General features: G+C 69.5%; 22 protein-coding genes. 16 read left to right on the forward strand and 6 right to left on the reverse strand.

Going from position 1 to position 24,001, the window contains the following annotated elements:
• Window positions 1-22: 22 nt before the first annotated feature.
• The 5 genes from BKH28_RS06345 to BKH28_RS06365 form a co-directional block, all read right to left on the reverse strand.
• A complete protein-coding gene (locus BKH28_RS06345) occupies window positions 23-1,432 on the reverse strand; it encodes an ABC transporter permease (protein WP_075418008.1) in 1,410 nt (469 codons plus the stop codon).
• On the reverse strand, window positions 1,429-2,217 hold the full coding sequence (locus tag BKH28_RS06350; protein ID WP_075418009.1) for an ABC transporter ATP-binding protein: 789 nt from the start codon (window positions 2,215-2,217) through the stop codon (window positions 1,429-1,431). Before BKH28_RS06350 ends, BKH28_RS06345 begins: the two co-directional genes overlap by 4 nt.
• Window positions 2,214-3,281 (reverse strand): biotin/lipoyl-binding protein, encoded by a 1,068-nt coding sequence (locus tag BKH28_RS06355; protein ID WP_075418010.1) that lies wholly within the window; start codon window positions 3,279-3,281, stop codon window positions 2,214-2,216. Before BKH28_RS06355 ends, BKH28_RS06350 begins: the two co-directional genes overlap by 4 nt.
• A 183-nt stretch (window positions 3,282-3,464) precedes the next feature.
• Window positions 3,465-4,742 (reverse strand): galactokinase, encoded by a 1,278-nt coding sequence (gene galK, locus BKH28_RS06360; protein WP_075418011.1) that lies wholly within the window; start codon window positions 4,740-4,742, stop codon window positions 3,465-3,467.
• Window positions 4,743-4,835: 93 nt separating this feature from the next.
• On the reverse strand, window positions 4,836-5,633 hold the full coding sequence (locus BKH28_RS06365; protein WP_075418081.1) for a DeoR/GlpR family DNA-binding transcription regulator: 798 nt from the start codon (window positions 5,631-5,633) through the stop codon (window positions 4,836-4,838).
• A 314-nt stretch (window positions 5,634-5,947) separates the two neighbouring features.
• Here BKH28_RS06365 and BKH28_RS06370 point away from each other — a divergent pair, with 314 nt between their 5' ends.
• The 16 genes from BKH28_RS06370 (at window position 5,948) to BKH28_RS06455 (ending at window position 23,483) form a co-directional block, all read left to right on the forward strand.
• Window positions 5,948-6,610, forward strand: coding sequence for a 2'-5' RNA ligase family protein (locus BKH28_RS06370; RefSeq protein WP_075418012.1), 663 nt, complete (start codon window positions 5,948-5,950; stop codon window positions 6,608-6,610).
• Window positions 6,607-7,629: a YihY/virulence factor BrkB family protein gene (locus BKH28_RS06375; RefSeq protein ID WP_075418013.1), complete on the forward strand. Its 1,023-nt coding sequence runs from the start codon at window positions 6,607-6,609 to the stop codon at window positions 7,627-7,629. The genes BKH28_RS06370 and BKH28_RS06375 overlap by 4 nt, the downstream gene beginning before the upstream one ends.
• Window positions 7,630-8,270: 641 nt before the next feature.
• Window positions 8,271-9,500 carry a mannose-1-phosphate guanylyltransferase gene (locus BKH28_RS06385; protein ID WP_075418015.1) on the forward strand — a complete coding sequence of 410 codons (1,230 nt, stop codon included), beginning with the start codon at window positions 8,271-8,273 and terminating at the stop codon, window positions 9,498-9,500.
• A gap of 799 nt (window positions 9,501-10,299) precedes the next feature.
• On the forward strand, window positions 10,300-11,400 hold the full coding sequence (locus BKH28_RS06395) for a BMP family lipoprotein (RefSeq protein WP_075418017.1): 1,101 nt from the start codon (window positions 10,300-10,302) through the stop codon (window positions 11,398-11,400).
• Window positions 11,401-11,457: 57 nt separating this feature from the next.
• On the forward strand, window positions 11,458-12,987 hold the full coding sequence (locus tag BKH28_RS06400) for an ABC transporter ATP-binding protein (RefSeq protein WP_075418018.1): 1,530 nt from the start codon (window positions 11,458-11,460) through the stop codon (window positions 12,985-12,987).
• Complete coding sequence (locus BKH28_RS06405) at window positions 12,984-14,318, forward strand: ABC transporter permease (RefSeq protein WP_075418019.1); 1,335 nt, start codon at window positions 12,984-12,986, stop codon at window positions 14,316-14,318. The genes BKH28_RS06400 and BKH28_RS06405 overlap by 4 nt, the downstream gene beginning before the upstream one ends.
• 3 nt (window positions 14,319-14,321) lie before the next feature.
• Complete coding sequence (locus BKH28_RS06410) at window positions 14,322-15,614, forward strand: ABC transporter permease (RefSeq protein ID WP_075418020.1); 1,293 nt, start codon at window positions 14,322-14,324, stop codon at window positions 15,612-15,614.
• Window positions 15,611-16,045: a cytidine deaminase gene (locus tag BKH28_RS06415; protein ID WP_075418021.1), complete on the forward strand. Its 435-nt coding sequence runs from the start codon at window positions 15,611-15,613 to the stop codon at window positions 16,043-16,045. Before BKH28_RS06410 ends, BKH28_RS06415 begins: the two co-directional genes overlap by 4 nt.
• Before the next feature lie 39 nt (window positions 16,046-16,084).
• Window positions 16,085-17,431: a thymidine phosphorylase gene (locus BKH28_RS06420; protein WP_075418022.1), complete on the forward strand. Its 1,347-nt coding sequence runs from the start codon at window positions 16,085-16,087 to the stop codon at window positions 17,429-17,431.
• Window positions 17,428-18,237, forward strand: a complete 810-nt coding sequence (locus BKH28_RS06425) for a hypothetical protein (RefSeq protein ID WP_075418023.1) — start codon at window positions 17,428-17,430, stop codon at window positions 18,235-18,237. The genes BKH28_RS06420 and BKH28_RS06425 overlap by 4 nt, the downstream gene beginning before the upstream one ends.
• 47 nt (window positions 18,238-18,284) lie before the next feature.
• Window positions 18,285-18,617, forward strand: coding sequence for a VOC family protein (locus BKH28_RS06430; protein WP_081380066.1), 333 nt, complete (start codon window positions 18,285-18,287; stop codon window positions 18,615-18,617).
• Window positions 18,618-18,708: 91 nt separating this feature from the next.
• Window positions 18,709-19,362 carry a deoxyribose-phosphate aldolase gene (gene deoC / locus BKH28_RS06435; RefSeq protein WP_075418025.1) on the forward strand — a complete coding sequence of 218 codons (654 nt, stop codon included), beginning with the start codon at window positions 18,709-18,711 and terminating at the stop codon, window positions 19,360-19,362.
• 164 nt (window positions 19,363-19,526) lie between these two features.
• On the forward strand, window positions 19,527-20,711 hold the full coding sequence (locus tag BKH28_RS06440; RefSeq protein ID WP_075418026.1) for a metal ABC transporter substrate-binding protein: 1,185 nt from the start codon (window positions 19,527-19,529) through the stop codon (window positions 20,709-20,711).
• Between the two features lie 8 nt (window positions 20,712-20,719).
• Window positions 20,720-21,547: a metal ABC transporter ATP-binding protein gene (locus BKH28_RS06445; protein WP_075418027.1), complete on the forward strand. Its 828-nt coding sequence runs from the start codon at window positions 20,720-20,722 to the stop codon at window positions 21,545-21,547.
• A complete protein-coding gene (locus BKH28_RS06450) occupies window positions 21,544-22,602 on the forward strand; it encodes a metal ABC transporter permease (protein WP_075418028.1) in 1,059 nt (352 codons plus the stop codon). The genes BKH28_RS06445 and BKH28_RS06450 overlap by 4 nt, the downstream gene beginning before the upstream one ends.
• Window positions 22,599-23,483, forward strand: coding sequence for a metal ABC transporter permease (locus BKH28_RS06455; RefSeq protein WP_075418029.1), 885 nt, complete (start codon window positions 22,599-22,601; stop codon window positions 23,481-23,483). Before BKH28_RS06450 ends, BKH28_RS06455 begins: the two co-directional genes overlap by 4 nt.
• Before the next feature lie 70 nt (window positions 23,484-23,553).
• On the opposite strand, the gene BKH28_RS06460 is transcribed toward BKH28_RS06455, so the two are convergent.
• Window positions 23,554-23,973, reverse strand: coding sequence for a DUF6157 family protein (locus BKH28_RS06460; RefSeq protein WP_075418030.1), 420 nt, complete (start codon window positions 23,971-23,973; stop codon window positions 23,554-23,556).
• Window positions 23,974-24,001: the final 28 nt, after the last annotated feature.

Consider the following 24,001-nt stretch of genomic DNA (forward strand, 5'->3'; position numbering starts at 1 on the left):
GTGCCCGACCCCGACATCCGTCTCAGTAGCGGATCGCGTCGATCGGCCGGATGCGGGTGGCCACGATCGCTGGGATGATGCCCGCCAGCGCGCCCACGGCGGTGGCCGCGATGAGGCCGATGACGGCCGCCATCATGGGGAAGGGCGGGGTCGTGGTCACCGGGATCCCCAGGAAGGTGCTCAGCGGCATGAAGCGCATCCCGACAATCGCGATCCCGATGCCGACGACGCCGGCGACCACGGTGGCCACCACCGACTCCAGCATGATGGAGAAGAAGATGCGTCTGCTCGTCGCCCCGAAGGAGCGCCGCACCCCGATCTCGTGGATGCGTTGGCGCACGGTCACCAGTGAGATGTTGACCAGGCTCAGGGCCCCCAGCAGCATGACGAACACGCCGGCGGCCGTGACCACCTGGGTGAAGGTGTTCGCGCTGGAGACCATGCCGCCGCCCTGGAGGTTGTCCTCGGTCTGGGTCGAGCCCTGACCGAAGCGCGCGTCCAGGTCCTTCTTGGCCAGGCTGGCGACCTCCTTCGCGCCGTCCTGACCGGCCCAGATCTCCAGTGTGGGGGCGGGGCGGGAAGCGTCCTTGGGCAGCCAGTGCTCGTAAGGCGTGTTGAGGGCGAAGGCGGTCACGGGCTGTGTGCACGGCAGGCCCGCGTCCCGCTCGGGGTCACCGCTGCAACCCATGAGGGAGAGGTCCTCCGCCTCCAGCACGCCGACGATCGTGAAGGAGGTCTGCACGGGGGAGAAGGAGGTGATGGTGACCGGCTCGGTGAGCTCCTGGATCCCCAGTGCGTCAAGGAAGCCCTGGGTGACGACCATACTCGGGGACAGGTCGTCCTCGTCCTGCGCGGTGAACCAGCGCCCCTGGGAGACGGTCTTGTGGTGCAGGAGCCCGTAGCTCAGGCTCACGGTCTGGGTGGGCACGCTCCGAGCCCCGTCGGGGAAGGAGAAGCGGACGTTGGAGGTGTAGGTCGTCGCCCAGGACTTGACGTCGTAGCGCTCGACGAAGCTGTTCATCGCTCCCGAGATCTTCGCTGCGGTCGCAGCGCTGGTCGTGGAGCCTCCGCCTGCGCCACCTGCACCTCCTGCGCCACCCGAGCCACCCGACCCGCCTGCGTCGGCGCCACTGCTGCCGGCTGAGTCGCTGCCGGCGCTCGCCTCGGGTGCGTCGTCGGCCTGGAGTGCCTGGTCCAGGCCCTTGCCGGTGGGGCTGACGTTGATCGTCACCGTGCCCTGGCGGCCGGTGTACTTCTCGCTGACCTTGTTGATGGCGTCGACGGAGACCTGCCCCAGGGCGATGACGAAGGTCATGGCCGCCACCGCCGCCGCCACGCCCACCAGGGACAGCAGGACCCTCAGCTTGCCGATGCGCAGCTGGGCCCAGGCCTCGACGATGGCGCCGAAGAATCCGGTGAGAATGCCGTTCATGAGGCTCCTTCGTGGCTGGTGGAGGGAGATGGATAGGGGGATGCCGGAGGGGCGACGACCTCACCGAACTCCTCCAGGCTGCCGACCTTGCGACGCATGACGGAGATCGGGGTGAGGGTGCCGTGATCGAGCCGGTACTGCGTGTGGGCGCGGCCGGCCACGGCCAGGTCGTGAGTGATGATGATGAGGGCGGCGCCGTTCTCGGCGCACTGTCGCTCCAGGAGCGTCATGACCGAGTTGCCGGTGTCGACGTCGAGGGCTCCGGTGGGCTCGTCGGCCAGGATGACGCTGGGGCGGCGGGACAGTGCTCGGGCGATGGCCACCCGCTGCTGCTCGCCTCCCGACAGACGTGAGATGGGCGAGCCCACCTTGTCTCCCAGGCCCACGGCCTCCAGCAGCTCCGCGGCCCGCGTGCTGCGGGCCCAGAAGGCCCTGCCGGTGTCGTACAGGAGCGGGGCGGCCACGTTCTCGGTGGTGCTCAGCCCCGGGATGAGGTTGAAGGACTGGAAGACGAATCCGAAGGTCTGCCCCCGCAGGTGGGCGCGGCGGCTCTCCCCGAGTCGGGAGGTGTCGGTGCCGGAGAGCGTGTAGTGGCCCGACGTCGGCTTGTCGATGAGACCCAGGATGTTGAGCAGGGTGGACTTGCCCGTTCCCGAGCGTCCCACGATGGCCACGTGCTCGCCGGGGGAGACGCTCAGGTTGACTCCCGTGAGAATCTCCAGGGGCTCGGAGTCGGGAACGGTGAAGGTACGGGTGATCTCCCGCAGCTCCAGCAGCCCGCTCACAGGATCTCCTTGCCTTCGGAGTCGTAGCAGGCGGAGTTGTCCGGCTCGCAGCTATCCGGCGTCCCGGTACGGCGCGTGTCCTTGTTGGGGACGAACTGCAGCACCTGCTGGTCGGCCTTGAGGCCGGCGGTGATCTGGATGTTCGTGCCGTCCGTGATCCCCAGCTTCACGGCGGTCTTGACCGCCTTGGAGGCGTCCCCGGACTCGGGGACCAGCCACACGAAGCCCGAGCCGACCTTGCCCTCCACGGCAGTAACCGGAACCATCAGGGTGTCCGAGGCGCTGCCCGCGTCAACGCTGATGGTCACCGGCATGCCGGCGAAGACCTTCTGATCGCCGGGAACCGCGCAGCGCATTTCCACGCTGGTGCCGTCACCGGAGGTGGTCGTCGTCGAGCCGTCCCCACCGGTGGTCGTGGAGGTGGATGCCTTGGTGCCGACCTTGAGGTTGTTGCACTGGAAGGGAGCCGGGCCCCCTTCCAGGGTCAGGGTCGCGGCAGTGGGGGCGTTGGTGAGCCGGTACTGCTGCGTGGCGCTGACGGTGCCGGTGGCCGAGTAGGTCGAGGGGGTGATAGTGGCCACGACGACGCCGACGCCGGTCTCCTGCTGCTTGATGACCTTGGGGGTCACGGTGCCGCTGACAGGGGCGTAGATCGTGGACCAGGTGACCTTGTCCTCGGTCGGTGTCTGGGTGACGTTGCCGTTCTCATCGGTCTTGGTCGTCGGGGACTGAGACTCGGAGTGCTTGATGTAGAGCAGTGGATCGCCAGCGTTGACCTGGCTGTCCTTCTCCACGGCGACCGAGTCCACCACGCCCGCCAGGTCGGCCTGGACCTCGACCGTGGCGTCCTGAACGATGTGACCCTTGACCGTCACCGTGTTGGAGATGTTGCCGGTGGCAACGGTGGCGGTCTTGACGTCAGCGGCGTAACCGGGGGAGATGTCAGCGGTTGTGCCATCGTTCTGCGAGGGGAAGAAGGCGATCTTCACCAGGGCGACGGCGATGATCACCGCAATGAGGGTCTTGAGGGCGGGCCAGACGAAGCGCTTCACGGCGTCCTCCATGGAAGGCAACGGAATCGGAACCGGGTAGGGAGCCCGCGTTCCTGACTAATACGCACAGAGACTACGGCAGGGGTACTTGTCTGACCTCATCCTGAAGGAGGAACGCTGAAAGCCCTCTCCAACCGAGGTTGGAGAGGGCTGATCACCGTCAAGGTGCGCCGGCCGAGCGGCGTGCTGTACAGCTCAGGCGAGCCGTCCGGCCGGGGCGGCGGGAACCGCGTCGAGGAAGGCCGGTGGGTTGAAACCCTCACGCCGGTAGGCGGCGGTCACGGCGGCGGCCACGTCGTGGACGGCGTCAGCGTCCACCAGGGCGATCGCCGAGCCTCCGAACCCGCCACCGGTCATGCGCGCCCCGTGGGCGCCGGCGGCACGGGCCGCCTCCACGGCCACATCCAGCTCGGGGCAGGTGCACTCGTAGTCCACGCGCAGTGACTCGTGCGAGGCGTCCATGAGCCTGCCCGCCTCGGCGAGCTTCTCACCGCGCAGGGGGCGCCCGTCCTGCAGGAGCGAGACGAGCCGGCGGGTGCGGTCGATCTCGGTGACGACGTGGCGGGTGCGCTTGACCAGCTCGTCGGCGTTGTCGGCGTCGGTGGCGGAGAGCCGCTCCAGGGCACCGGGCAGGTCCTCGACCGCGATGTCCGCGAGGAGCTCCACGCCAAGGATCTCGGCGGCGCGCTCGCAGGCGGCTCGCCTGGCACCGTACTGGCCGTCGTCCAGGGAGTGCTTGGCCTTGGTGTCGATGACCAGGAGGGCCAGCCCCTCGGCGGCCAGGTCGAAGGGCACGTGGGTCACCGAGCCGTCGCGGCAGTCCAGCTCCAGGGCGTGACCCTCGCGGCAGCGCAGGGAGGCCGACTGGTCCATGCCGCCGGTGGGGGCGCCGGCCATCTCATTCTCCGTGCGCACGCAGTTGGACACCAGACGGGCGCGCCCGGCGTCGTTGGGCTCCTCAGGAGTCCCGGCCAGGCCCAGGTGCGCGACCTCGTCAATGGCGACGGCCGCAGAGCACTCCAGGGCCGCCGAGGAGGACAGCCCGCCTCCCAGGGGCACGCAGGAGACGAGTGCGGCATCGAAGCCCGGCAGGCTCTCGAAGCCGTCGCGCTCCAGGGACCAGGCGACGCCGGCGATGTAGGAGGCCCAGTGCGCCACCTCCCCGGGGGTTCCCTTCGGGCCGATCGTGTCGAGGTCCATGACGTCGACCTTCTCCCGGGTCTGGGGGGAGACCAGGCGCACGACGCGGTCGTCGCGGCGCCGCAGCGCCAGGTGCGCCCGGTGGGGCAGGGCGATGGGCAGGGCCAGGCCGCCGTTGTAGTCGGTGTGCTCGCCAATGATGTTGACGCGCCCGGGTGCGTACCAGACGCCGTCGGGCTCGGCCTCGAAGACCTCGCGGAACAGGGCGGTCGCAGCCTCGGCGCCCTCCTGCGGGCTCAGCGCGGGGGCGAAGACGGGAGCATCGTTGGTCATCGTGGTCTCCTGTGAGGGTTGTTCTGTGAGTGAGAGGACGGGTGGTGGGCGGGCTGTGGAAGGGGCGAGAAGGACGGTGAGCGCGGGGTGGGGTCAGGTGGCGATGGTCAGGCGGGTGCCGGCCTGTTGCAGAGCGTCGACGCTGTCGGCGTCGGGCTCGGCCTCGGTCACCAGGACCCCGATGTCCCGGGTGGCGCAGAAGGAGCGCAGCCCCAGGACCCCCCACTTGGAGGAGTCCAGCGTGGCCACCACCGTGCGCCCGGCGGCGACCAGTGCCTGGTTGGCGGAGGCCTCCTGCAGGTTGGGGGTCATGAGCCCGGCCTCGGGTGTGAAGCCGTGGGCGCCCAGGAAGACCCACTCCACGCGCATTGTGCGCAGCGCGTCGATGGCCACCAGCCCCACCAGGGCGTTCGACGGCGTGCGCTCGCCCCCGGTGATGACCACCGTGGGGGCGTCGCGGTTCTCGGCGCGGGCAGCGTCGGCGGCGTCGAAGAGCACCTGCGCGGCGGGCAGCGAGTTCGTGATGACGGTCAGGGTGGGGAAGTGCTCCAGCTCGGTCAGGGCCTGGGCGAGCGCCAGGGTGGTGGTCCCGGCGGACAGCGCCAGGGAGTCCCCGGGGCGGACCATGGCGGCCGCGGCCTGGCCGATGCGGCGCTTGGCCTCCAGGTTGAGAGTCGACTTGGCGGTGAATCGTGGCTCGAGGGTCGTGGGGCCGGCCGCCACCGCCCCGCCGTGGACGCGTTCGACGAGCCCCTGGGTGACGAGCTCAGTGATGTCTCGGCGCACGGTCATCTCGGAGATCCCCAGCTCCTCGACGATGTCGGCCACACGGACCCCGCCGGTGGCCGCGACCCGCTCCAGGATGTGCTCCTGACGCTGACGGGCGAGCATCGGGGCCGGACGGGGCGGGGCGACGGCTGAGGCTGAGGGGCCGGGGTGCATGGGGCCAGTCTGCCAGACCTCGGCCCAGAAAACGCCATGTTCGCACGTTCCCGCACAGAGTCGCACAGGCGGTGGTGGGCGCCACGGTTTCACCCGTTCGGTCGGTCATGGCACACTTATCCCGCTCGTGCTGCACTCTCGGCTGGGATAACGGGGGTGTGACACGGTAATGTGTTCGGGTCCCCCTCGTGGGCGTGCGTTCTCCGGACGCAGGATTTCACATCAACCCGATCGACCAGTCATCCCGTAGGAGCTCAGGAGTCATGCAGATCCCCGCACCAGACGCGCACCAGTGCGTCATCGGTGTGGCCATCGCCCTGCCCTCCCACTACGCCGCCCAGGTGCGAGCGGTGCGGGAGGCCGCCGGGGATCCTCTGGCCGAGGTCGTGCCGCCCCATATCACGCTCCTGCCCCCCACGGCCGTCGACGTCGACTCCCTCGACGAGGTCATGCGGCACCTGCGCGACGTGGCTGCCGGGACGAGTCCCTTCGAGGTGCGTCTTGACGAGGTCGGCACCTTCCGGCCCGTCAGTCCCGTGGTCTACCTCGGTCTGCGCAGCGGTGCCGAGGATTGCGACCGTCTTCAGACGCGGGTCCGCGACCGCCGGGGCCCCCTGGCCCGTTCGCTCAGCTTCCCCTTCCATCCGCACGTGACCCTGGCCCACGAGATCGCCGAGGACGGCCTTGACGCCGCGGCGAGGAAGGGGGCGGATCTGACCATGGACTTCACCGTCACCAAGCTTCATCTCTACCGCCACCTCAGTCGGCCCGCCCGCCGCAGCAGCAGTGGGTGCTCGGCCTCGGAGGGGGGCTGGGAAGTGGTTGCCGCCTTCGCCTTCGGGGGTTCCCTCGCCTCCGACACCTCCGCCGACAGTGAGGCGCCCGCAGCATCGGCGGTCCCGACGACTCCGGTGGTCTCGGTGTGATCGAGCGTGTCAAGGAGCTGCTGGCGGCTGGGCGGCGCACGCGGGTCGGTCGGGCCCTGATCCGCTACGGCACGGCGCGCGGTGCGCTCATGGCCGGCGGGATCGCCTACACGGGTATGTTCTCGGTCTTCGCCGTGCTCGTCATCGGCGTGAGCATGCTCATGGCGATGCTCGGTCGGCACCCCACCATCCGGGCGGCCGTCGTGGACTCCATCAACTCTCTGCTGCCCGGTGTCATCGACACCGGCAACGGCAAGGGGCTGGTCTCGGTCGAGCAGTTGACGCTCACCTCTGCGCTCAACCTGGGCTCGGTGCTGGCGGCCGGGGCCTTCATCTACTCGGTCATCAGCCTCATGGGTACTCTCAAGATCGCCTTGCGGGCCATGTTCGGCCTGGTCAACCCCGTGATGAGACCGGTGGTCGGGCAATTGGCCAATATCGCGGGGTTCCTCGTCATCGTGGCCGGAGTGCTGGTGACCGCCGTCGCCTCGGTGGTGACGACGACGCTGTCGGGCAACGTCGGTCGGGCCCTGGGCCTGCCGCAGTCGCTGACCGGGACCGGGACATGGATGATGACGCTCCTGCTCTCCTTCCTCATCGACACCGGTGTCCTGGCGCTCCTCATCACCATGTGCGGCATCCGCCCTCCCCGACGCGACCTGGTGCAGGGCTGCATGCTGGGCGCCTTCGCGCTGGGCGCGCTGCGCCAGGTGGGAACCGGGGCGGTCGGCTCGGTGACACGTAACCCGCTGCTGGCCTCCTTCGCCGCCATCGCCGTCCTCATCCTGTGGCTGCACCTGACCAGCCGCGTCGTGCTGCTTGTGGCGGCCTGGATGGCCAACCCGCCGCTGCCCCGTGACGTCGGCCACCCCGACGAGGTCCACGCCCACGAGCGCCCCAACTACGTAACGCTCTCCGTGCCTGAGACCCTGGCCTGGCCCCGGCAGTCCATCACCGGAAGTCTCGAGGCGGACCCGACGGCGCACCCTGACTACCTCCCCCCGATTCCGGTCCCCTGAATGTGGATGAAAACACTTTTTGGGAGGGATGGGGAATGGTGGTGCTTACATCTGAAGGTGAATTTTTCACGAATCAAAAGATGGTGTGATGTGTTCCTGAGCCCCTGGTCGCCTACCGAATTGATGGGGTGCGTGCGCGTCGATAGTTCGTGAATTCTGGGGTTGAGATTCTCGTCCATACGGGTAGCATTGCGTGTCGAACACACCCCTTGTTCTCTTTTCCTGAAAGGAATCGTTGTGTCAGCGGCTAAACGAGTGCTCATCTTTGCGTTGGTTCTACTGGTAGCGGGCGTTGGGGCCATCGGGATCAGTCTTATTCCTGCGAGCGGACCGGCCCCCAAGTATGAATGCGTCACCGACGGATCCGTCAGTTCCGGGTTCAGCGATCCGGACCAGGGAGACTGCCCCGTCACCATTGAGAGCTATCGGGCTCGTGCCCAGTGGGAGAGTCAAGGATGGATCGGTGAGAGTGCCTATACGGTTCGCAAAGCAGCGGCTGGTGGAGTGGTACTCGGCATTATTGGTTTGATTGGCGCGGGTGTCATGAAAGCGACTCAGCGGAAGAAGGTCGCCCGGCCCGGGATGTAGATGCTGAGACCGGGGCGGTGGTGTGTGCGAGGTTGTGTTCCGAGCGCTAGCCTGTGCCGGTGACTGATATTTCTGGCAACCCTGGCAAGTCCGATCGCCCCGCACAGCCCGACGGCTCGGCGCCGGCCATTCACGCCATCATCCCCGCCGGCGGCGCGGGCACCCGGCTGTGGCCGCTCAGCCGGCGTCACCGCCCCAAGTTCCTCCTCGACCTCACCGGGGCCGGCCACAGTCTCCTGCAGGACACCGTCGAGCGACTCGCCCCGGTGACCGCGACGACGACGGTCGTCACCGGTGTCGCCCATATCGCCGCCGTGGCCGACCAGCTTCCGAGCATCCCGCGCGACAACCTCCTGGCCGAGCCCTCCCCACGCGACTCCATGGCGGCCATCGGCCTGGCCGCAGCTGTCATCGCCCGCCGTCACGGACGAGACGCCGTCGTCGGCTCCTTCGCCGCCGACCACACCGTGGCCGACCGGGCCGCCTTCGCCGACGCCGTCCGACAGGCCGCCCTCCTGGCCGAGCAGGGCTGGGTGGTCACCATCGGGATCGAGGCCACCGGCCCCTCGACCGCCTTCGGCTACATCCACGCGGGGGACCCCACTGACGTGCCCGGGGCCCCCGACGGTCGTCGGGTCCGGGGCTTCACCGAGAAGCCCGACGCCGACACCGCCGCCGCCTACCTGGCCACCGGCGACTACCGCTGGAACGCGGGCATGTTCGTGGTCCGCGCCGGCGTCCTCCTGGACCACCTCGCCGAGCTCAGGCCCCAGCTGGCCCAGGGCATCGAGGCCATTGCCGCCGCTTGGGACGCCCCCGAGCGTGAGGAGGTCCTGGCCGAGCGCTGGCCGGCCCTGGAGAAGATCGCCATCGACCACGCCATCGCCGAGCCGGTGGCCGCCGCCGGGGGAGTGGCCACCGTGCCGGTCTCCATGGGCTGGAACGACGTCGGCGGTTTCGACGCCCTGACCGAGCTCGTCCCGCCGCGCACCGAGGGGGTGGCGGCAGGGGCAGGCGTACTCGACGACGTCGACGGTTCTGCCTGCGTCGGCGCCGTTGACGGCGCAGCCCTCGCGGCCCCGTGCCCGGAGGTTCGGGCCCTTGACTCCGATGGTGCCCTCATCGCCTCGACGTCCGGACGCACGGTTGTGCTTCTGGGAGTGCCGGGTGCCGTCGTCGTCGATACTCCCGATGCCCTCCTGGTCACCACCCCCGAGCACGCCCAGGACGTCAAGGGCGTCGTCGACGCCCTCAAGGCGGCCGGTCGCGAGGATCTGCTCTAGCCGGACCACTGCGCCGGGGACCGTCTTGGCCCCCGACTTCTGAGGCGCTCACGCCGGCGCGATTCCGGGGTAGGGCTGGTCGCCCTGAAGGCCATGGTGGGCCGATGGGAGAAATCCGGCATCTCGCCAGTGTCCACAGCGCTGACATCAGTTCCGCATCGGCGCCGCGCGCCGAAGACAAACCGCGGCATTCCAACGATTCGCACCGGGCGCTTCCGCGGCGGGTTCGTTGATGTCAGCGCTGTGGACACTGGGCTGCCTTCAGCATCGGCCCAGCGGGGGTCTTGCGGCGCAGCCCGACGCCCTCACCCCAGGTCCGACCCCACTGGCCCCTGCTCGGCTCTTGATCGGGGCCTGGAGGTCGTGGTCCGACGTCGGCTCCGGCCCGGGGCTTGTCAGAGCTGCCCCTACTCCACGAGGGTCGGGATCTACTGGCCAAGGGTTGTGCGTACTGCACGAAGGCCCTACCTACCTGGAGTACCCCCATCCCTCCTCCAGTAGTACCCGGGCCTCGTGCATTGCGACCAGACGACGCTGGACGTCGCCCGAGTTGCTGCGAGTAGCCAGCCTCGCCGGCCCTTGGCGGTAAGGCACGCAGCGGCAATCGGGGTCGGTCAGCTGGCCCTTCGAGGGGCCCAGTGCCGGAAGAAGACGCTCCTCCGGCGCCGGGTCCCTCATCGAAACCACGACGATCATGAGGTCATTCCGGTGGATCAGGTGGTGTGAGAATGAGAGGCTTTCACCTATCCTTGACACTCGGATGTGTCCCCCGTCGCACGTGAGAACCACGGAGGTTTCCATGAAGAAGGCCTGCTCCGCGATGACGCTCGGCGCGGCCCTGGCCCTGGTCCTGGCCGCCTGCGGGACGCCGCCGGCGCAGCGGCCCACCCGTAACCTCGAGGGCGCCAAGGACTTCATCGCCTGCATGCTCTCCGATGAAGGCGGCTTCGACGACCACTCCTTCAACGAGTCCGGCAAGAAGGGACTGGATCGGGCCGGCAAGGAGCTGGGAGTCAAGACCATCGCCGTGCAGTCGGAGAGCTCCGCCGACTACGCCACCAACATCTACGCGCTCATCCAGCAGAACTGCAAGCTCGTCATCGGCGTCGGCTTCAACATCGCCGCCGACCTGGCCGAGTCGGCCAAGGCCAACCCCGACATCCAGTTCGCCCTCATCGACGCCTCCTTCATCGGCGCCGACGGGAAGCCCACCACCCTTCCCAACACCAAACCGCTGCTGTTCAAGACGGCCGAGGCCGCCTACCTGGCCGGATACGCCGCCGCCGGCACCTCACGGACCGGGGTCGTGGGCACCTACGGCGGCAAGCCCCTGCCCACCGTCCAGATCTTCATGGACGGATTCGCCAAAGGCGTGGCCCGCTACAACAAGGACACCGGTGCCTCGGTCCAGGTCAAGGGCTGGGACACCACCACCGGCAAGGGCGGCTCCTTCGTCGGCAACTTCACCGACGCCGCCAAGGGCCAGGCCATCACCGAGCAGTTCATCTCCCAGGGCGCGGACATCATCATGCCGGTGGCCGGCCCCGTCGGTCAGGGCACGCTGGCCTCCGTCAAGCAGAAGAACGACGCCGGTGGCACCAACGCCGTCATCTGGGTCGACTCCGACGGCTACACCTCCACCGGCGACGGCAGCATCATCATGACCTCCGTGGTCAAGGAGATCGGCAACTCGGTCTTCGACACCGTCAAGAACGCCTCCGAGGGGAGATTCTCCTCCGAGCCCTACATCGGAACCCTCAAGAACAAAGGGGTGGCCGCCGCGCCCTTCCACGACTTCGACTCCCGGGTACCGGCGCCGGTCAAGGCCAGGCTCGAGGAGCTGCGACAGCAGATCATCGACGGGTCCCTCGACGTCTCCACCCCCTACGACCCCTCCTGAACGCCCGGCCGGGGCCGGCGCCCCGAGCCTCCACCGCCACCTGGAAGCGAGCCTGTTGTGAAGCTTGAGCTGCGAGGGATCACGAAGGCCTTCGGGCCGCTCGTGGCCAACGACCACATCGACCTGACCGTCGAACCCGGCCAGATCCACGCCCTCCTGGGCGAGAACGGCGCGGGCAAGTCCACACTCATGAACGTCCTCTACGGTCTCCACCAGCCCGACGCCGGAGAGATCCTCATCGACGACGAGCCCGTGACCTTCTCCGGGCCGGGCGACGCCGTGGCCGCCGGCATCGGCATGGTCCACCAGCACTTCATGCTCGTGCCCGTCTTCACCGTGGCCGAGTCCGTCGCCCTGGGCTACGAGCCGGCCGGGCCGCTGGGGATCCTCAACGCCGGTGCCGCCGCGGCCAAGGTCACCGAGATCTCCCGCCGCTTCGGCTTCGACGTCGACCCCGACGCCCTCATCGAGGACCTGCCCGTGGGGGTCCAGCAGCGCGTGGAGATCATCAAGGCCCTGGCCAGAGACGCCAAGGTCCTCATCCTCGATGAGCCCACCGCCGTGCTCACCCCGCAGGAGACCGACGAGCTCATCACCATCATGCGCGAGCTCAAGGCCTCAGGAACCTCCATCGTCTTCATCACCCACAAGCTGCGCGAGATCCGCGAGGTGGCCGACACCATCACCGTCATCCGCCGCGGCCGTGTCGTCGGCACCGCCGAGCCCACCGCCTCGGCCGCCGAGCTCGCCGGCCTCATGGTCGGCCACGACGTCTCACTGACCGTCGACAAGCCACCGGCCGACCCCGGGGACGGCGGGCTCGCCCTGGAGGGCATCAGCCTCGTCGAGGACGGCGCCGTCCTGCTCGAGGACATCGACCTGCACGTGCGCGCCGGCGAGATCCTCGCCATCGCAGGCGTCCAGGGCAACGGGCAGACCGAGCTGAGCGAGGTCATCCTCGGGCTGCGCCCGCCCACAGCCGGCTCCATCGCCTTCGACGGCCACGACGTCACCCGCCACGGAGTGCGCCGCCGCCTGCGAGCCGGACTCGGCTTCGTCCCCGAGGACCGCACCACCGACGGCATGGTCGCCGAGCTCTCCGTCGCCGAGAACATGGTCCTGGACCGCTACGACGACCCCTCCCTGGGGCGGGGCCCGTCACTGTCGCCGACGCGCGTGCGCCACGCCGCCCACCGGATGCGCGAGGAGTTCGACGTGCGTGTCACCGACGTCGGCGACGCCATCTCGACCCTCTCAGGAGGCAACCAGCAGAAGGCCATCCTCGCCCGCGAGCTCTCCCGGCCCCTCAAGGTCCTCGTCGCCTCCCAACCCACCCGCGGCCTGGACGTGGGCTCCATCGAGTTCGTCCACCAGCGCATCGTCGCCGAGCGGGACACCGGCACCGCCGTCCTCATCATCTCCTCCGAGCTCGACGAGATCTATGCCCTGGCCGACCGGATCGCCGTCATGTACCGCGGACGGATCGTCGGCGCCGTCCCCGCCGACACCGCCCGCGACGCCCTGGGCCTCATGATGGCCGGCACCCCTGCCGAGCAGGCCCTCGACCCTCAGGAGCAGACACGATGAGCACCCCCACCACCGGCTCCAGCACCGAACCGACACCGACGCACCAGACCGAGGACCGCCCCGAGCCCGGCTCGAGCGGCCAGTCAGGCAGTCGGCCGGCCGGCCAGGCCGCCCTGCTGCGGCAGGCAGCCTCCTCGCCGGCCGTCGTCGGGCTGCTCGCGGTCCTGACCGCCCTGATCCTCAGCTCGATCCTCATCCTCGCGGCCGACTCCGAGGTGCGCTACACCGCCACCTACCTGTTCAACCGCCCCGGCGACTTCCTCCACGCCACCGCATCCACCCTGAGCGAGGCCTACAGCTCCCTGCTGCGCGGCGCCATCCTCGACTGGCGGGCCACCACGGGCGTGCGCATGATCCGCCCCATCACCGACACCCTGACCAACGCCACCCCGCTCATCATCGCGGGCCTGGGCATGGCGGTGGCCTTCCGCGCCGGCCTGTTCAACATCGGCGGCCAGGGGCAGATGATCCTCGGGGCGATCACGGCCTGCTACGCGGGCATCGCCTGGAACCTGCCGCCGGTGGCCCACCTGCTCGTGGCTGTCATCGGGGCGGCCCTGGGAGGACTGGTGTGGGGCGGCATCGCCGGCGTCCTCAAGGCCCGCACCGGGGCCAACGAGGTGATCGTGACGATCATGCTCAACTCCATCGCCGCCCACCTGCTGTCCCAGGTACTCAGCCTCAAGGCCTTCAACGGTGAGGGCGAGACCGGCAACCGCAAGTCCCTGACCGTGGCGGACACCGCCCAGTACCCCTCACTGGCCGGCGACTCCTTCCGTCTCCACGCCGGTTTCCTCCTGGCCCTGCTGGTCGCCGTGGCCGTGTGGTGGCTCATGGAGCGCTCCCGCCTCGGCTTCCAGCTGCGGGCCACCGGCCTCAACGCCGACGCCGCCCGCACCGCCGGCATGAGCGTGCCCTGGGTGACGAGCCTGGTCATGATGATCTCCGGCGCCCTGTGCGGGCTGGCCGCCACCGCACCGGTCCTGGGCACCCAGAAGGGCATGGACGAGTCCGTCGTGGGCACCATCGGCTTCGACGCCATCACGGTGGCGCTCCTGGGCCGATCCCGCCCCGTGGGGACCGTGCTGGCCGGCCTGCTCTTCGGTGCGCTGCGCGCCGGCGGCACCGCCATGCAGGCCGCCCCCGGCACCCACATCAAGATCGTCCTGGTCCTGCAGTCCACGATCGTGCTGTTCATCGCCGCGCCTCCTCTGGTCCGGGCCATCTTCCGGCTCCCGGAGCGCCGCGAGTCCCTCGGCGGCGGCACCGCGCCGACCCCCGCCTCAGTCTCGGCCGCAGCCCCGGCCGCTCCCGCCGCGAAGGAGGCCTGAGCCATGAACGCATCAACTGCTTCAGCCGATTCTCACGCCGCGACCGCATCGAACACGTCCGCCCTCACCCCGGTTGCGCCCATGGATCTCAAGATCCCGATCACCGGCGTCGTCGTGCTCGTCCTGCAGGGGCTCATGGCACTGGGAGCCCGTGGCTCGACAACCTTCGACCTCACCGCCTCCTCCGACCTGTTCCGGCTCGGGGCCCCCGAGCTCAACGCGCGCCTGGTCATCCTCGTCGCCGCCGGGGCTGTCGCGGCGGCCACCGCCGTCGCCTTCGACCGGGCCCGGCGTCGCAGCAGGATCCCGACCTGGAGCACCGCCCTCATCGGCATCGGATTCGTCATCGCCTTCCTGGCCTGGACCGGGGCCGGACGCGCCGGCGTCATCCCCCTGGTGACCATCCTGTCCTCCGCGCTGGGACTGAGCGTCCCCCTCGTCTACGGCTCGCTGGCCGGGATCATCGGGGAGCGCTCGGGCACCATCAACATCGCCATCGAGGGCCAGCTCCTGGGTGGGGCCTTCCTGGGGGCCGTCGTCGCCTCGGCCTGTTCCAACCCCTGGGTGGGGCTCCTGGCCGCGCCCGTGGCCGGAGTCCTCGTGGCGCTCCTGCTGGCCCTGTTCGGCCTGCGCTACCGGGTCAATCAGATCGTCGTCGGCGTCGTCCTCAACGTCCTGGTCTCCGGGCTCACCGGCTTCCTGTTCTCCACCTTCCTGTCCTCCAGCCCCAGCCTCAACCGGGCCCTGCGCCTGCCCACCCTGGCTGTGCCGCTGCTGTCCCGGCTCCCGATCATCGGGCCGGTCCTCTTCCGTCAGACGATCCTCGTCTACCTCATGTACGCGGCCGTGGCGGTCCTGTCCGTCATGCTCTTCCGCTCCCGGTGGGGGCTGAGGCTGCGGGCCTGTGGCGAGCACCCCAAGGCCGCCGACACCGTCGGCATCAATGTCATGCGCACCCGCGTGGCCAACCTGGCCCTGGCCGGGGCGCTGGCGGGACTGGGAGGGGCCTTCTTCACCGTCGGCTCGGGCCTGTCCTTCGAGAACGACATGACCGCCGGCAACGGCTACATCGCCCTGGCCGCCATGATCCTGGGTGCCTGGCGGCCCCTGGGCTCCCTGGGGGCGGCCCTGCTCTTCGGCTTCGCCACCTCCGTGGCCCAGACCCTGCCGGTCATCGGCAGCTCGGTCTCACCCGACATCATCTCCATGATCCCCTACATCGTCACGATCCTGGCTGTGGCCGGATTCGTGGGCAAGGTACGTGCCCCCGCCGCCGAGGGGGTGCCCTACCCGTGAGCAGCATCGTGCCCACCGATCTGACCGACACCCACTGGCAGGCCCTGCGCGAGCTCGCCGTGGAGGCCATGACCCGCGCCTACGCCCCTTACTCCCGCTTCAAGGTCGGCGCCGCCGCCCTGGTCGACGACGGCCGGCTCGTCTCAGGATGCAACGTGGAGAACGCCAGCTACGGCGTCACCCTGTGCGCCGAGTGCGGCCTCGTCTCCGAGCTCATCCGCACCGGAGGAGGGCGCCTGGTCGCCTTCGCCTGCGTGGATGCCCACGGCCGGGCCTGCGCGCCGTGCGGGCGCTGCCGCCAGCTCCTGAACGAGCACGCCGCCGACGGTATGGTGCTGGCCATGCCCTCAGGGATGATGAGCATCGACGAGGTCCTGCCCGACCGCTTCACCGCCGCCGACGTCGAACGCGTCGTCGGCCAGCAGAGCTGAGGGCCGGCTGACGAGCAGCCACAGATGGAGGAGAGCCCTGTGACCGTCCCCGCCACACCACCGGCCGTCGAGCCCTTCGACGCCGTCGACGTCATCGCCGCCAAGCGCGACGGAGCCGCCCTGACCGACGCCCAGATCGACTGGGTCGTGGACGCCTACACCCGCGGCGCCGTCGCCGAGGAGCAGATGAGCGCCCTGGCCATGGCCATCTACCTGCGCGGCATGAGCCGGGCCGAGATCGCCCGCTGGACCGGCGCCATGATCGCCTCCGGGGAGCGCATGGACTTCTCCGGCCTGACCCGCCCCACGGTGGACAAGCACTCCACCGGGGGAGTAGGGGACAAGATCACCCTGCCGCTGGCGCCGCTCGTGGCCGTCTTCGGCGTGAGCGTCCCTCAGCTGTCCGGGCGCGGGCTCGGGCACACCGGCGGGACCCTGGACAAGCTGGAGTCCATCCCCGGCTGGCGGGCCGACCTCACGGGCGAGGAGATCCTGGCGATGCTCGATGCCGGCGGCCCCGGCGCCGTCATCTGCGCCGCCGGGGCGGGCCTGGCCCCCGCCGACAAGCGCCTCTACGCCCTGCGCGACACCACCGCCACCGTCTCCTGCATCCCCCTCATCGCCTCCTCGATCATGTCCAAGAAGATCGCCGAGGGGACCGGCGCCCTCGTCCTGGACGTCAAGGTCGGCTCGGGCGCCTTCATGAAGGAGATCGACCAGGCCCGCGAGCTCGCCTCCACCATGGTGGCCCTGGGGACCGACGCCGGCGTGACCACCCGTGCCCTGCTGACCGACATGTCCACCCCGCTCGGGCTCACCGCCGGCAACGCCCTCGAGGTCGCCGAGTCCCTCGAGGTGCTCGCCGGCGGGGGACCGGCCGATGTCGTCGACCTCACCGTGGCCCTGGCCCTGGAGATGTGCGCCGCCGCAGGCAGGCCTGTGGAGGAGGACGAGGCCCGCACCGCCCTGGCCGACGGGCGCGCCATGGACGTCTGGCGGAACATGATCGCCCGCCAGGGAGGGGACCCGGAAGCACCCCTGCCCGTCGCCCCGGAGACCGAGACCGTCACCGCCCCGGCCGACGGCGTCCTGACCACCCTGGACGCCCTCGCCGTCGGGGTGGCCGCCTGGCGCCTCGGGGCCGGGCGGGCCCGCAAGGAGGACCCGGTCCAGGCGGTTGCCGGCGTCACCATGCACGCCAAGCCGGGCGACGAGGTGCGCGCCGGCCAGCCGCTGCTCACCCTGCACACCGCCACGCCCGAGCGCTTCACCCGCGCCCGGGAGGCGCTCGCCGGCGGCATCGTCATCTCCCAGGCCGGCTCCCCACAGGCCGCCGTCGCCGTCGCCCGCCGTGGGCATGGCGTCATCCTGGAGCGCATCGGATGACCACGCCCCGGCCGGTGCAGCCGGCCATCATCGCCCGGGCCGTCAACTCCCGGCTACGAGTGGGGCGCCTCACCCAGGCGGGCCAGGCCATCACCCTGACCCAGACCGACGGCACCACCTGCGGGCCCACCTGCCTCCTGGCCGCCCGACTGCTCCTGGCACCCGGCGAGCGCGCAGCCGTGACGGACGACCTCGCCCAGGAGATGGCCGCCTCACAGCCCGGCCGGGAGGGCAAGCACCTGCTGTCCGTCCTGTCCCACCACCAGGTACGGATCCAACGGGCCATGAACGTGCACGGCCTGGGAGTCCTGCCCTGGCCGAAGGTGCTCGGCTCCACGCCCTGGTCCGTGGCCCGGCAGATGACCGAGATCGCGAGCGTCTGCGCCCCGGGCGGCGGGCGCCGTCGCTACACGGTGAGGTGGGTGAGCGACCACGGCCCCGCGTGGGGCACTGAGGTCGCCTCGATCCGTGAGGTGCTTGCAGGTGGGCTCCCGGTCATCCTGGTCACCGGTGGTCCGCTCGTTCTCGATGACGACGCCGAGGGGGACCCCACTGCGAGGGCGAGGCTGCGCGCCTCCCTGGCGCGAACCCCGGCCGTGCCCCGCCACTACGTCCTGGCCCTGCCCTGGCGGTCCGTCGAGCAGGACGACCCCGGTGAGGGGCGCGTGCACATCTATGAGCCCTCCAGCGGATCGGTACGCCCCCTCGACCTGACCGCCCCGCGCGATCCGCACCGCCCCGGCCCCCGCGAGCTCGGCAACTGGCCCCGCGTCATCGCCGTCATCGCGCCCGAAAACAATCCATGACGAGTACCAGTTGTGTGGGAGTGATATCCATGTCGACACGGCGAGCCATGCCACTCATCACTGTGCGCGATCTTGATGCTGCCATTGAAGCCTATCGTCGCCTCACCGGGATGGAGGTGGTCATGAATCATGGCTGGATCGCCACCCTGTCCCCGCCAGGGGATCGTTCCATCCAAATCAGTTTGATCGCCTCTGATCCCACTGCTCCGGTCAACCCGGCGGTCTCCATCGAGGTGGATGATCTGGATGATGCCTACCGGATCGCTCGGGAGAACGGCTGGGAGATCGTGCATGAACTCGCTGTGGAGGAGTGGGGGGTGCGTCGTTTCTTCTTCCAGGATGCGGACGGAAACATCGTGAATGTCCTTTCCCATCTGTGATTCCAGCGTTGACGGTATGTCGTGTGGTTGCTTTGCCCGTGTCAGGTAGGTCAGTCCATGATGGTATGGACGCTCTTGAAAGGACCCCCCCATGACCACGCGCGCCCAGATCGCCCGCCTCATCGACCACACCCTCCTCAAGCCCGAGACCACTGCCGCCCAGGTCGACGCGCTCATCGCCGAAGCCGCCGCCCTGGGCGCATACAGCGTGTGCGTCTCCCCGAGCCTCCTGCCGCTGGAGGTTCCCGACACACTGCACGTGGCCACGGTCTGCGGCTTCCCCTCCGGTGCTCACGCCACTGCTGTCAAGGCTGCCGAGGCCGCCGACGCCCTCACCAAGGGGGCCGAGGAGATCGACATGGTCGTCAACCTTCGCCTCGTCAAGGAGAGCGACGTCGACGCCGTCGAGGCCGACATCCGTGGCGTGCGCGAGGCCTGCCGGGGCGCCGTCCTCAAGGTCATCATCGAGTCCGCCGCCCTCACCGACGACGAGATCGTCTCCACCTGCCGTGCCGCCGAGGCCGCCGGGGCCGACTTCGTCAAGACCTCCACCGGCTTCCACCCCGCCGGCGGCGCCTCCACCCACGCCGTTGCCCTGATGCGTGCCACCGTCGGAGACCGCCTCGGTGTCAAGGCCTCCGGCGGCATCCGCACCGCCGCCGACGCCCTCGCCATGGTTGAGGCCGGCGCCAATCGCCTGGGTCTGTCCGCCAGCGCCGCCGTCCTGGAGGGGCTGGAGGTCTGAAGAGAACCGTGCGTCGTCGCACATCACCGAACATCACTGACGGGCCCGGCATGACAGCCGGGCCCGTTGCCGTCCGCACCGGCATGAAACAGAAAGGGTCGCCTCAACTTGCCAAGTTTCGGGCAACCGAAACTATACTCGGCTCTATGAGAACCATCCCCAGTATGAGTCGCCGCAGCGCCGCGGCACTCGCCTGCCTCGCCCTGTCCGCTCCCGCCCTGGCCGCCTGTGGTCACAGCTCGACCTCGGCCGACGACTCGGGAACGGTCAAGGCAGTCGCCTCCACCACGCAGATCTGCGACTACATCACCCAGCTCGCCACCGGAGACGCCTCCAGTGACCTCTCCTTCGACCGCACCGGAGCGGACGGCAAGACCCAGCACTTCGGCGCCGACGCCGCCACGGCCAAGTCCCGCCTCAAGCTCACCTGCCTGCTGGCCCCCAACGCCTCAGCGCACGAGCACGACATGACCACGGCCCAGTCCAAGGCCCTGTCCGAGGCGGATCTCTTCTTCATCTCCGGCGTCGACCTGGAGCACTTCCTGGACTCCGCCGTCGACTCCACCGGATTCAAGGGCACCATGGTGGTGACCTCCGGGGTCGCCGGGGCCGCCGACGTCGATGACCTGGCGGCCCAGAAGAAGAAGGAGGAGGCCAAGCCCTACAAGGTCGACCGAGGCAGCGCCAAGGTCGAGGTCGCCAAGTGGCCCTTCCCCCCGGAGGAGGGCGAGAGCGAGCCCGAGTTCCGCTTCGACCCGCACGTGTGGACCTCACCGAAGAACGCCATCGTCCAGGTCACCAACATCGGTGCCGCCCTGGAGAAGGCCGCCCCCGACCAGGCCGGCGTCTTCCGCAACCACGTGGACGCCTACGTCGCCAAGCTCAAGAAGCTCGACGAGTGGGCCGCCGCCTCACTCAACTCGGTGCCCCAGAACAAGCGGGTCCTGTTCACCAGTCACGACGCCTTCGGCTACTTCAGCAAGGAGTTCGGCGTGAAGTTCGAGGGCGCCGCCCTGTCCGACTTCAACGCCCAGCAGGACGCCACCGCCGACAAGATCAAGGAGACCGCGGACAAGGTCAAGGCCTCCGGGGCCGTGGCCATCTTCGCTGAGAACTCCAACAACCCCAAGTCCGTCCAGAAGGTCGCCGAGGTCGCCGGAGTCAAGGCGGTCATCGGTGACGAGGCCCTCTACGGCGACTCCCTGGGGACCCCCGGATCCGACGGCGAGACCTACATCGGTTCCATCCTCCACAACGTCTCCAACCTCACCAAGGCCTGGGGCGGTACGGTCTCCGAGATCCCCGCCGACCTCGCCCAGTGGACCCCCAAGGCGTCCGACGTCAAGTGAGGAACCGTATGACAGACCCCCGTGATCGAGCTCCCGATATGGCCACCCCTGCCACCCCAACCGCCACCGCCGAACCGGTCGTCACCCTGGAGGGCGCCTCCTTCTCCTACGGCTCCTCCACCGTGCTCACCGGCGTCGACGGTCAGGTGCCGGCCGGGCAGGCCCTCGCACTCGTCGGCCCCAACGGCTCAGGCAAGACGACACTCATGCGGGCACTGCTCGGCATGGTGACCGTCAGCAAAGGCCGGGTGCGTGTCAATGGGGCGGCACCGGGTAGAGCGCCACGGGGGTCCGTCGGATACGTTCCCCAGCTCAGCGACCTCGACCCCACCTTTCCCGTCACCGTGCGGGAGGTGGTCCAGATGGGGATGTACTCACAGCTCGGCATCCTGCGGCGTCCCGGCGCCGAGGTCCGTCGTCGGGCGCTGGAGGCCCTCGAGAACGTGGGGCTGGCCGACCGCGCCGAACGGCGCTTCGGCACCCTGTCCGGCGGTCAGCAGCAGCGAGTCCTCGTGGCGCGCTGCGTGGCCGCCAGGCCTCGCCTCATCCTCCTCGATGAGCCCTTCAACGGCCTGGACCAGCCCAACCGCGAGGCCCTGCTGTCCATCATCACCGACCTCAAGGAGCAGGGCGTCTCCCTGATCATCTCCACCCACGACCTGGTTCTGGCCCAGGAGACCTGCGAGCAGGCGGCCCTCCTGGCCGGACGGCAGATCGCCTTCGGTCCGCGCGACGACGTGCTCGTGGCCCGCTACATCGACGAGGCCTACGGCGGCCACGGCACGACTCGGCTGCTGGGGCTTCGCTCCGGCGCGGGGGCGCAGGAGCTGTCATGAGTGACGCGATGACGCTCTTCAGCCAGGCCCTCGAGCAGCTGCGCCTGGCGGCCGTCAATGTCCCCGGACTCACGGACCTGGCTGACGCCCCCTTCCTCTTCCGCCCCCTGGTCATGGTGGTGCTTCTGGGCGTCGTCGCCGGTGTCATCGGTGTCATCGTCAACCTGCGCAGCGCCGAGTTCAGTGCCGAGGCCATGGTCCACGCCGTCTTCCCAGGGATCGTCGCCGGCGCCGTCTACTGGGGGATCGACGCGATCATCCCGGCGGCCTCCGTCGTCGCCGTCGTCGCGGCCCTGGTCCTGACCATCGTCTCCCACCGCTCGCGTCGGGGTGAGGCATCCGAGGCCGGCACCGCCGTCGTCCTCACCAGCTTCTTTTCCATCGGGCTCATTCTGTCCCTGGCCAAGGGCGACATGTCCGGCCAGCTCGAGGCCCTCATGTTCGGGCGCCTGCTGGAGGTCACCGATGCGCGCCTCGCGCAGGCGCTCATCGTGTGCGCCGTCGCGCTCCTGCTCATCATGGCGACCTGGAAGGAGCAGGTCGCCTACGCCTTCGACCGCACCGGTGCCCGGGCCTCCGGGCTGAGGCTCCTCATGCTCGACCTGGTCCTCAACACCGCCATCGCGGCCACGGTCGTCTCCGCCTCGACGGCGGTGGGCATCCTCCTCGTCATCGGCTACCTCGTCATCCCCGGGGCGACGGCGCGCATCCTCGCCTTCCGGGTGCGCACCATGGTCCTTGTCGCCATTGCTGTTGGTGTGGGCGGGGGATACCTCGGCATGCTGCTCATGGCTCTGCCCGAGACCCTCGACAAACCGATCTCCCCGCAGGCCACCGTGGCCCTGGTGATGACGGGGATCCTCCTGCTCGCCGTCTGCGTCGCCGCCGTGCGCGAGAGGCTCCGCAGACCGGCTCGGCGCGTTCGCTCGGCGCAGTCCGCAACAGCTGTGTCGACCTCGACGACGGCGAGCGCGGACGGCACCGTTGATCGTGCTGGGGGACCAGAGGGGGCGGCGAGTGCTGTTGCCCCGATGGCCGAAGGAGGCCGAGTATGAGCATCGGTCTCGACATCCTCCTGCTGCCCATCATCGAGGTCGTTCTCATGGGGCTGCTGGCCGGGCTCGTGGGCGCGCTTGCACTGGTCCATCGCCGGATCTTCTTCACCGAGTCACTCACCCACGCGACCTTCCCGGGCGCGATCGTCGGCGTGGTCGCAGCCGCCTGGTTCTCGCGGGTGATCCTCGGTCAGCGGGCCGACTTCACCCTCCTGTCCACCCTGGTACTGGTGGGGGCCGCCCTCATGTGCCTGCCGATGATCTGGCTCATGCGGCGTCTCTCCCAGGTGCCCGGGGTCTCGTCCCAGTCGGCCGCCGGCGTCGTCCTCACCTTCGGCTTCGCCCTGGGCTACTTCCTCAACAAGTGGTTCGCCCCGCTGCCGATCAAGGTGGACTCCTTCCTGGCTGGATCCGTGCTCAACGTCAACCACGTCGACGTCATCGCCGTCGGCGCCGTCCTGGTGATGACGCTCCTCGTGCTTCTGGTGGCCGGGCGGTTCCTCACCTTCTACAGCTTCGACCCACTGGGCTACCGCGCCAGCGGGCTGAACCCCGCCTGGGCCGAGGGAACCGTCATGGTCATGATCACCCTGACCATCGTGATGCTCGTTCCCGCCGTCGGCACGATTCTACCCATCGCACTCATTGCCGCGCCCGCGGCCGCGCTGGCGCCGTGGACGCGCACCATGCGGCACCTGCTGATCGCCGCCCCTGTTCTTGGTGCGGCCACGGCCCTGGCAGGGCTGTTGATCGCGGTGCGGCTCAGCCTATCCGCCGGCGGAGTCATCGCGGTGACCTCCGGGGTGGTCTACCTGGTCTCGGCCCTGGTCCACGGGGCCGTGATGAGCGGATCTCGGGTGCCGCAGCTACGCAGGGGATGAGTCCCCAGCGCCCGAATGAAAACGACCGGCGGTCTCCCGGCCTCCATGAGAACCGGAACGATTGAACACCTCAGGAGGCGCGGCGCGAGCGCATGGCTCCCAGCTGGGTGAGTGAGGAGTCCTCCGAAAGCTCCTGGTAGCGCGTCGAGCCGAGAGGGACCAGCGCCACTCGGCCCTGGCCATCGTGGTGGAATCCCCAGCCGTAGCGCTTGGCCAGTGGTGAGGAGCGCAGGCAGGCCTGGGGCTTGGCGAAGAAGGCCTCCCGCTGTGCGGCCCGCTCCGGAGGCTCAATGTTCTGACGGATGGCGTGCACCTCGAACAGCAGGTCGTCGGAGGTCAGCTCATAGGGGCGCTCACTGAGGAGCCGGTACTGGAGGAGGGCGATCGTCGGGGGCTTGCCCGCCGGGCCGGCAGGAGGCTCCTGCGCGTCCTGCGCCGGGCAGTCCTCGGCGACTCGGATGAATGTCTCAGTGTAGTTGGTGCTGCTCATGACCAGAACGCTAAGGGCGCCGGCCGGG

This window comes from Actinomyces oris (assembly GCF_001937665.1).
GTDB lineage: Bacteria > Actinomycetota > Actinomycetes > Actinomycetales > Actinomycetaceae > Actinomyces > Actinomyces stomatis.